At 64.9% G+C, this 9230-nt stretch carries 7 protein-coding genes; 2 read left to right on the top strand and 5 right to left on the bottom strand.

What is annotated here, in order from left to right; translation table 11 throughout:
• Positions 1-997, top strand: a 997-nt coding sequence (locus ABLV54_RS23075) for a carbohydrate porin (protein WP_348814234.1), incomplete at its 5' end; no start/stop codon positions are given.
• Positions 998-1133: 136 nt separating this feature from the next.
• Here ABLV54_RS23075 and ABLV54_RS23070 read toward each other — a convergent pair.
• From ABLV54_RS23070 to ABLV54_RS23060, 3 genes are read right to left on the bottom strand one after another with little or no spacing between them, the layout of a single operon-like run.
• Positions 1134-3578, bottom strand: coding sequence for a glycoside hydrolase family 3 protein (locus ABLV54_RS23070; RefSeq protein WP_101881212.1), 2445 nt, complete (start codon positions 3576-3578; stop codon positions 1134-1136).
• Entirely contained in the window at positions 3553-4176 is a 624-nt protein-coding gene (locus ABLV54_RS23065) for an NADPH-dependent FMN reductase (RefSeq protein ID WP_044524429.1), read from the bottom strand. Before ABLV54_RS23065 ends, ABLV54_RS23070 begins: the two co-directional genes overlap by 26 nt.
• A gap of 20 nt (positions 4177-4196) precedes the next feature.
• The gene (locus ABLV54_RS23060) at positions 4197-5291 is read right to left on the bottom strand and encodes an LLM class flavin-dependent oxidoreductase (RefSeq protein WP_014907086.1); all 1095 of its coding nucleotides are present in this window, start codon (positions 5289-5291) and stop codon (positions 4197-4199) included.
• 202 nt (positions 5292-5493) lie between these two features.
• On the opposite strand from ABLV54_RS23060, the gene ABLV54_RS23055 reads away from it, so the two are divergent.
• Positions 5494-6138 carry a TetR/AcrR family transcriptional regulator gene (locus ABLV54_RS23055; protein ID WP_012967405.1) on the top strand — a complete coding sequence of 215 codons (645 nt, stop codon included), beginning with the start codon at positions 5494-5496 and terminating at the stop codon, positions 6136-6138.
• An 11-nt stretch (positions 6139-6149) separates the two neighbouring features.
• Here ABLV54_RS23055 and ABLV54_RS23050 read toward each other — a convergent pair whose 3' ends face one another.
• The gene (locus ABLV54_RS23050) at positions 6150-7397 is read right to left on the bottom strand and encodes an MFS transporter (RefSeq protein ID WP_023290709.1); all 1248 of its coding nucleotides are present in this window, start codon (positions 7395-7397) and stop codon (positions 6150-6152) included.
• Between the two features lie 268 nt (positions 7398-7665).
• Positions 7666-9165, bottom strand: a complete 1500-nt coding sequence (locus ABLV54_RS23045; protein ID WP_226564411.1) for a GMC oxidoreductase — start codon at positions 9163-9165, stop codon at positions 7666-7668.
• Positions 9166-9230 lie beyond the last annotated feature (65 nt).

The following is a 9230-nucleotide window of genomic DNA, read 5'->3' as shown; positions in this document are numbered from 1 at the left end:
GCTCCGGATGAATATGATGATCTCATATCAGGAACTTGTTCGCACCTTCCTTAGCAAAGACGCGCAATTTACCTTTTCTCCCCAGTGGGCGACCTCGAATTATCATGATAGCTATCCGGAACTGCATAATATTGCGGTGCTGGCGGTGAACCAGCCCTTATTAAACGGCCAGCTGGAACTGCAGTATGGTTTTTATCCGTTAATTCGTCAGTTTTACGGCATGGTGCTGGGGGGTAACTCCTCGTCAGCCGCGCTGGGGCCGACCAGCGTGATCCCGGTGCAGCTGGGGATCAGCCTCAACGCGCCGACGCCGACCTTCACCGCCATCGTCCGCGACAGCGATAAGAAGTTCTATAACAACTTTGCCGTCAGCCGCAGTATGTCGCCTGCCGGACATCTCGACGACGTGGAGCAGAACCCCTCGGGGCTGAAATGGCACGTCGATGGCGCCAACCCGATCCTGGTGAATGAGTTTGGCTTTAAGCAGGCGGCGGGCGAGTCGCAGCGATCGCTGTGGTTCCGCGCCGGGGCTATCTATAACACCTCGCACTACCAGTATTTTGACCAGCCCGGCGACAGCAGTAGTAACTATGCGTTCTACGTCGCCAACACCATGCAGCTGACCCAGCCGAAAAAAGGGCTTCCGCTGGGGCTGTATCTCGATGTGAAAGCGGACTACGCGCCGGACGATCGCAATGCTTACACCAGCGACTTTCAGGTGACCTTCTTTGACATCGGCCTGTTTCCCGGCCGCGAGCAGGATATGACCTCGCTGGGCTACACCCGCTCCTTTATCAGTAAAAAGTTCCGCGATTATGTCGGCGAGGCGGGGATGGAAGCGCCGCAGAGCATCAACGCCATCTCCCTGTCGCACGCCCTGCGCGTGACGAAAGGTATTTACTGGATCAACGGTATCACCTGGCAGGATAACCCGACGCTGGTGCCGAAGCATGAGTCGGCGGTCCTCTGGCAGTCCTCGATGTACTGGAACTTCTGACACCGATCGCCTCAGGCTTTTAACCCCGCCCGCTGGTACGCCGCCGCCGGGCGGTTTTTTTTTCGCGAATCGGCTGGCGCAGGAATAAAAAAAGAGGGCCGGCACGTTGCCGACCCTCTTTGACATCGATCCGGGCTTAGCCCCGGTGGCTGATTTTCCCGTCGGGAGTCAGCACGAAATCGAAGGTTGCCCGGATATCGTCGCTGGCGAAACCCACCGCCAGCTGCCAGGAGCCGCTGGCCAGGCGCCATTCCTGGGCTGGCACCTGCCAGCGCTGCAGCGCGTGACGCGGCAGGGCAAGGGTCAGGGCGACTTCCTCGTGCGCCGGGACGCTGACCGCCGCAAACTCCGCCAGCGCCGACCAGGCCGTCTCCGGCCCCCGCAGGTAGAGCTGGACCACTGCTTTTCCGGCGCGGGCGGCGCGGTTTTCCAGCCGGCAGCGCAGCTGCATAGCATCCACCTCGTCGCCTGTCAGCGCGGCGGCGCTCAGGGTGATATCGGCATACCCCAGACCGTGACCAAAGGACCAGGCGGCGGGGCGTTCGCGGGCGTTAAACCAGCGATAGCCCACCTGCTGGCGCTCGTGGTACCAGAGGTCCCCTGCGGCGTCCGGCGTCAGGCTGCGCACCGGATAGTCGTCCAGACGCTGGGCGAAGGTCACCGGCAGGCGACCGCCAGGCTCACGATCCCCGGCCAGCACCGAGGCCAGCGCCGGGCCAAACTCCTGGCCCGGATACCAGACGACCATGACCGCCGCTGCGTCGGCGAGACACCCGGTATCCACCGGATGGGCGACGTTGAGCACCACCACCGTCCGCGGATTCGCCGCGCAGACGGCGCGGATCAGGGCGACCTGATGCGCCGGCAGCGCGGTAGCGTCCCGGTCGATGCTCTCCAGACCGGCATCGGCCGTTTCGCCGATCACCAGCACCACGCTGTCGGCCGCCCGGGCATGGTCGACCGCCTGCTGCAGCAGGTCGATGGTTTGCGGGGGCTGGCAGCCGAACCAGATGCCGTGGGCGATACTGCTGCCCAGCGCCATCTCGGCCCGGAAGGTCAGGGTTTCCCCCGCCTGCAGCGGGAAGTCGAGACGGGTATGTGGGGCTTGCATCAGCTTGCCCATGATATCCCCCTCCAGCGCCTCGCCGTTAAAGGTCGCCATACGCTCGCCGTTCAGCTGCAGGGCGATCTCCCCGGTGCCGCCGATCCAGAAGCCGTAGCGGCCGCTCACCGGCGCGGTGAACTGGCAGCTTACCGTCACGGTGGCGCGTTCGGTCAGGCGCAGCATGTCGCCGACGCCCGGCATATCGCGGAACCAGATCAGCGAGGAGGCGTCGCGCACCTCCTGATGAACCACGCCCCCGTCGGCGGTGGCGTAGGCAACGTCCAGGCCGCGCTCGCCGGCGGCGGTGCGCAGCGGCAGATGATGCAGAGGCGGGATGCGGTAATCGCTCTCCACCCCCTGGGCATAGCTTATTTCGACCCCGGCGGCGGAAAAGCGCTGGCGAATGGCCTCCAGAGGAGAGATCAGCCCCGGCATCAGCGCCACTCTGGCAAAGGTCCCGCCCTGGAAGCAGGGCGTCGTGGCGTTGGGGCCAATCACCGCCAGCCGCTGTCCCGCCTGCGCGGCGAGGGGCAGCAGCCGCTGGCGATTGTGCAGCAGGACAAACCCCGCCGCCGCCGCCTCTTCGAGGGTGTGACGCCGCTGCGCCTCGGCGGCGGCAGAGCCATCCCAGGGCAGGGGATGGCTGACCCGTTCGGCCAGCCGCGCCAGCCGGACGGCGGCATCGTCCAGCCGCCGGGCGTCGCTGTCGGTGTCCATCAGCGCGGGCAGCAGGCGCTCGCCCATATGGCGGGCCGGGCCCGGCATCTCCAGATCCAGCCCGGCGCGGAAGCTGGCCGGGCCGTTCTGGGTACCGAACCAGTCGGACATCACCAGCCCGTCCCAGCCGAGATCGCGCTTCAGCCACTGGCTGATGGCCTGATGCTGCTCGGCGCAATAGATCCCGTTCACCCGGTTATAGGCGGTCAGCATGCCCCAGACGCCGCGGCTGGCCGCCACTTCGAACGGCCAGAAATAGACTTCGCGCAGGGTGGCTTCATCGACGACCACGTTCATGGTCCGCCGATCGGTTTCCGAATCGTTGCAGACCATATGCTTGACGATGCAGCCCACCCCCTGGCGCTGGACGCCGTCGATCCACGCCGCGCCGAGCTCGGCGATATGCCGCGGGTCTTCGCCGAAAAGCTCAAACGCGCGGCCGGCAAGGGGGCTGCGCAACAGGTTCAGGTTAGGCGCCAGCAGCGCCTGCGTTCCGGTGCGCAGCGCCTCCTCGCCGATGACGCCGCCAACCCGGCTGACCAGCTGGCGGTCCCAGCTGGCGCCAAGCGCCAGTCCGCAGGGGCTGAGCAGGGCAATATCCCGCTCGTCAACCCGGCCGCCGGTGATCCCCATCGGGCCGTCGGACAGGGTGACTGAACCCAGAGTGGAGTGGGGGATAGGGTGGGTGGACCACATCCCCATCCCGGCGGTGAGCCGCGCTTTTTCGGCAACGCTAAGCGACAGACTGAGCGCAGGCATCGGCATGTCTCCGTAAGGGGGCATCGGGGGCGAAGGCCAGCGCCTGTTCGGCTACGGTGGCCAGCGCGCGCTGGACCGCGTCGTCGGTGCAGCGGCCCTCGCTGTCGAACAGCGACACGCCGGCGGTGTTGAGGGTCACCCCCAGCGGAGTCGGCCAGCCGCGCAGGGCGTGAACGATCCCGCGCATGGCGCCGAGGGTGGTGTTGCAACCCTGCCAGCCGGCGGCGGTGACGATGCAGCCCACCGCCCGGCCATCAAGATAGACCCGGCTGTCGCCGCGCAAATCTTCCAGCAGGTCGATGGCGTTCTTCACCAGGCCAGACACCCCGCCGTGGTAGCCCGGCGAGGCCAGCAGAATGCCGTCGGCCTGGCGCACGGCGTCGACAAACGCCGTTTCCTGCGGCGTGCGGGTGGTGACTTCCGGGTTAAACGGCGGCAGGGCCGCCAGTTCAGCGCCGCCGAACAGCTGGGTCTGCGCGCCGAGCGTGCGGGCGTGGGCCAGCGCGGCAGCGAGGGCGCGCTCGGTGCTGGAGCCCGGGCGGGTGGTGCCGCCGATGCCGATCAGCAGCGGCGGGCGTGAGAAAGCAGGTTTATTCATAGCAGGATCTCCCGGTCGGATTAGCGAAAGCGCGGCAGGATCTGGTCCGCAAACAACGAGATCGACTGCTGGCTCAGGCGCAGGCGCTCCTCGGTCAGCGGGCCGTTGGTGAAGCCGAGCAGCACGTTGCCGATGCCCAGCTGCTGATGGCGTTCCAGCTCCTCGGCGACGGTCTCCGGGCTGCCGTACAGGCACCAGGTTTTGATCCACTCTTCGCTGAAACAGTCCGGATGGCGGTGCAGCGTAACGCCGCTGAACTCTTCCGCCCGCTTGTTGTACTCATATTCCCGGTCGATCGCCTGCTGGTACCAGCCCATGATCTGCAGCATCTCTTCGCGGGCCTGCTCGTCGGTGGGGGCGATATGGACGCACTGCCAGGTGTGGGTGGTCCACGAGAGGCAGTGGTTCACCACCTCGTCGCTATGGCCGGCGTTGAGCAGGGCATCGCGGTAGCGGGTGAAATAGTGGGTCAGCTGGCCAAACGGATCGTTGCTGGCCGGGATCGGCGGAGTAAACGCGGGAATAAAGGCCGGCCAGCCGTTATCGGCGGCGCGCTGCATGCTGGTTTCACGCAGCGCCACCGGCATAATGCGGTTGAACGGCTTTTGCCAGGGGGCAGGAACGATGCGCTGGACTACCGCGCCCTTATAGTGGCCGGTTTCGAAAATGATCGGATCGTCTTCAATATTTTTCTCCCACAGCCGCTGGACCAGATCGAGGTTCTCCTGCAGCAGGCTGGAGGCGTCCTTGTAGTTCACGCCAAAGCCGATCATCTCTTCCGGCGTGGTGCCGCTGCCGATGCCCACCAGCAGGCGGCCTTCGGTGAGTTGATCCAGCAGGTTAACGCGCTCGGCGAAGCGCACCGGGTGGTGCAGCGGGACGGTGGTCACCGACATGCCGAAGTGGATCTTTTTCAGCTGGCCGGCCAGGTAAGCGGCGAAGACAAACGGATCGCTGGACATCGGCGCATAGCCGGTGAAGTGATGGTCTGGCATAAAGACCGCATCGAAGCCGCGATCTTCGGCCTGGCGCGCATGATCGATCAGCGACTGCATGACAAAACGATCCTGCTCGGGGGCGGTGGAACGGCCGACGAGGAAAACAGAGAAACGCATAGCAACTCCTGGGTTGTGTGGTGGTTGTTATTATTAAATAGAATTAGAATTATGATTCTAGTTGTTTATCAAAGAATGAAAATGACCGCCATCACACTTTTGCCACATCGCCGACGGGGGAGTCGGGTGGGCAATTTGCAGCGTGGTCGCTAACTGCAATACACTGCGGGGGTTTTCTATGGATAAAGAGGTGAGAACTGCGATGACCGATCTTCCCGCGATGCGCCAGCCGAAACAGGACCGGAGCCGGGTGGCGCTGGAGCGGCTGATGGCCGCCAGCCGTGAAATCCTGCATGAAGGCACCTTTGAGCTGCTGACCATTGCTGAAATCAGTAAACGCTCGGGCGTTTCTGTCGGCTCGATCTATGCCCGCTTCGGCGGCAAAGAAGATCTGTTTATCGCCGTCATGATGGAGGTGATGCAGGAGCTGGACGCCGAATGGCAGCAGCTGATCCAGCAGCTGCACGCGCGCAATCTGCCGCTGCGCCAGCGGCTTCCGGCGCTGATGGATGTCCAGGCGGAGTATCTGCGTCGCCATGCCGGGATCCTGCGGCCGTTTATGGCGCGGGCGGATGATGAGCGCGTGGCGGGGATTGGTAAAGCCGCTTACCAGAAAAATGAGCAGACCTTTATCGACCAGCTGCTCGACGCCGCGGCGGAGATCCGCCACCCGGAGCCAGAGCAGGCCGCCCGCTTCTGCTTTACGGTTTCGTATGCCGCGCTGGCGCGCTTCCTCGGCCTGGGATCGGCGGCAGAAGCCGCCGGCGAGGGCGACTGGGAACAGCTCAAACGCCATCTGGGCATGATGTGTCTGAGCTATCTGGTTACCCCCGTCGAGGCCGGCTAAGCCGCGGGATTTTACTTCGCTAACTGCCAGGCGCTGGCCTGCTTGTGCTGACGCAGGCGCTGGCTATGGCGGGAGAAGGTATAAAGAAATATCGCGGCGGCCAGCACCAGCGCCGCGATGCCGAGCGTCAGGAAGGCGCTCAGCACATCGTTCCCGGCCCGCAGGCGGATCGCGCCGACGATAATCGGGCTGACGAACATGCCCGCGAAGAAGGCCCCGGACCAGGCGCCCATCGCCCGGCCGCAGTAGGCGGGCGGAATCAACGACCCTACCCAGTAAATCATCGCATTAATCGCCATGCCGGCACCCAGCTGCTGGATGGCGGAGCCGATCCCCATGGCGATCAGCGTCCGCGATTCGCCCACCACCAGCATTCCGATCCCCATCAGGCAGAGCATGATGGCGAGCACGCGCTCCGGCGTATAGCGGCGGGAGACCAGACCGAACAGCAGCGAACCGACCGGCACGGCGAGGCTGACCAGCGACATAATCAGGCCGATACGCTGCGGGCTGGCGTTTTGCAGGGTATGAAAGGCGTTGGCGCCGTTGATGGTGTACACGTAATAAATGATGGCGCAGACAAAGGTAAGCACGCTGAGGGCGATCACTCGCGGCCACGGAAACGGATTATGCTGCGCCGCCTGGGCGGCGTGCTGCGGACGGGCCGCCTGAGCGGGTTCGAACATCCAGAAGTACATCGCCAGAAACAGCAGGATGGCGACAAAGTAGATCATAAAGGCGCCGTTCCAGCGCAGGGCGGTCAGATAGCCGGAGCTGGCCAGCACCAGCACCGCCAGCGCCGGGCCAATCACCCCCTGCACCGTCAGCCAGAAGCGGCGCTGTTTGTCGTCAAAGTAATCGATCAGCATGGTGTTAGCGATGGTCAATACCACCGCCTCCGCCAGCCCGACGCCGAGGCGGCTGCAAAAGATGCCGGTCAGGGAGGTGATGTACAGCGGCATTGTGCCGCAGATGCCATACAGCAGCGTGGCGCTGAGCAGCAGTTTGCGGCGGCCAAATTTATCCGCCAGCCAGCCGGTGCAGGGCCCGGCGATGGCGATCACCAGACCGGGCGCGGTGAGCATCAGCGGCACCAGGGTTTCGACATAAGGCACGCCGGCGAAGTGCTGGATCAGCGTCGGGACCGCCGGCGCCAGGGAAACGATCGCCAGGATGGGCAGAAAGGCGGTCAGGGCGATGATGATGCCCTGGATCGCGCCGGCTTGCGGCGCGTGGGGCGGATTCAGACTATGGCTCACGACGTTCTCCTTTTATCGCGCGGGTCGCCTGTCGTTGGCGGCGGCGCGGTTTTTTAGTATGCAGGTCAGGGATACAGGTGGCGGCGGAAATAGCCGCGGATTTAAGAGTAGGAGCAGGAACGGCGCGGGGAAAAATTGTGATTACGTATGTGATCCATCACAAACAAAAATACCATTTGTTTTATGTGGTTATTGCGGTAATAAAAAGGCGACCGGTGTCGCCTTTCGCGGGGAGCGGGGCCGCTTGTGCCCCGGTGAGCCAGAGGCGCTACAGCAGCCGCGTCACGATATCGTCAGCGGCGAGGATCGCCAGCGCGACGCTGGTCAGCGTCGGGTTGCAGGCGGTTGAGGTGGGGATCGCCCCGTTGCCGCCGACGTACAGATTGTGAAAACCCCAGACCCGCGAGCGGCGGTCGGCCACGCTGTTGCCGTCGTTCGCTTCTCCCAGGCGACAGGTTCCCTGGTAATGCAGCGAGGTGCCCGCCGGCAGGATCATGGCCTCCCCGCCGGGCGCCACGCGGCCCAGCGCGGCGCCGACGCGTTCAGTCACTGCCACCGCCTGCTGTAAACGGCGGCGATCGCCGTCGGTTAACTGATAGTTCAGCTGCATTTTCGGCAGCCCTACGGCGTCGGTTTCATCACTGAAGACGATCCGATCCTCCTCGCGCAGCTCCTTGGCGAGGAACAGCCCCAGGCCCACCACCGGCTTCGCCGGGGTACCCGACGGCTGGGCAAAGGCGATCGGCGAAGTATCCATCTGCATCAGTTGACCGTGGAACGGAAAATCGGGCTCATGGAACGGCAACCAGGTGACGCCGGAGACATTGTCCCGTCCGTCGCGCACCGGGGAGGTCGGCGCGACGGCGGCCGGCGGGGCGTCCACTTCAATCAGAGCGATCACCTGCGGCTGATCGTTGAGCCAGCGCCCCAGCGCCCGCGGACGGATGCCCGAGGCGTACAGCAGCTGCGGCGTACGCAGCGCATCGGCGGCGACCACTACCGCTTTGGCCGTCACCACATACTGTTCGCCGGTAAGCAGATCGCGCAGCTCCGCCCCGCGGGCGACGCCGTCCTCGCTGAGGATCCGCGTGCACAGGGTGGCGGTGCGGATCTCCACCCCGCGCTGGCGGCGGGTCTCTTCCTCCGCCAGCTCGCCGAGCACCGCGTCGACGCCGGACCAGCGCGGCTTGCCCTCCGGCGTCGCGGCGCAGGCCAGCGGCATAGGCTGCGCCAGCCGCGCCGGTGGACGGTCGCTGGCGAAGTGCTGATTAAGGGCATCGACGATTTGCCGGCCGATGGCGGTGGCCGGAAATCCTTCGCGGGTCACCTGCAGATAATGCTCTGCCGACTCCCAGGCGTCGGCCATCTCCCGGGGATCGAGAAAGGGAATGACTTCGCTGCCGCCCGGTCGCGGACAGGCGCAGGTCCAGTGGACGCCCATGCCGCCGAGGTTAGTGGAGAGCGCGGCGGCCGGCATGCCGCTGTGGGGCGCCGCCGGGTCGAGAAGGTGGGTGCCGGGCCGCGCCTGCAGGGCGTCTGCCGGCAGGTTTTCTGGCAGGGCGGCCAGCGGAAACGCCCGGGCGCGGTCGTAGGCCGTTTCCCGCTGCGCTGGCGCCAGGTTGCGGATATTAACCCCGGTGGCGGGCGTCAGCGCTTCGCCGGCTTCCACCACCAGGATCCGCGCGGCGCGGCGGTCGGCAATCCGCCGCGCGAAAGCGGCGCCTACCGGGCCGCTGCCAATAATCAGTACATCGATGTTCTCATCCATATCAGTCCTTGCCTTTGTTGTTCTCCGGGCGCATGCCCGTTGCAGGTGTACAGAAAATAGGTACT

Origin of the sequence: Klebsiella sp. JB_Kp042, from assembly GCF_040065275.1 — a bacterium.
GTDB lineage: Bacteria > Pseudomonadota > Gammaproteobacteria > Enterobacterales > Enterobacteriaceae > Klebsiella > Klebsiella quasipneumoniae.
Note: the sequence above shows the minus strand (reverse complement) of the source record. Positions and strands in the feature narration are given on the sequence as shown.

Bases quoted from the DNA above. Each gene is read 5' to 3' on its own strand.
- ABLV54_RS23070 (WP_101881212.1), bottom strand. From the start codon at position 3,578: ATGCCTGCGCTCAGTCTGTCGCTTAGCGTTGCCGAAAAAGCGCGGCTC.
- ABLV54_RS23065 (WP_044524429.1), bottom strand. From the start codon at position 4,176: ATGAATAAACCTGCTTTCTCACGCCCGCCGCTGCTGATCGGCATCGGC.
- ABLV54_RS23060 (WP_014907086.1), bottom strand. From the start codon at position 5,291: ATGCGTTTCTCTGTTTTCCTCGTCGGCCGTTCCACCGCCCCCGAGCAG.
- ABLV54_RS23055 (WP_012967405.1), top strand. From the start codon at position 5,494: ATGACCGATCTTCCCGCGATGCGCCAGCCGAAACAGGACCGGAGCCGG.
- ABLV54_RS23045 (WP_226564411.1), bottom strand. From the start codon at position 9,165: ATGGATGAGAACATCGATGTACTGATTATTGGCAGCGGCCCGGTAGGC.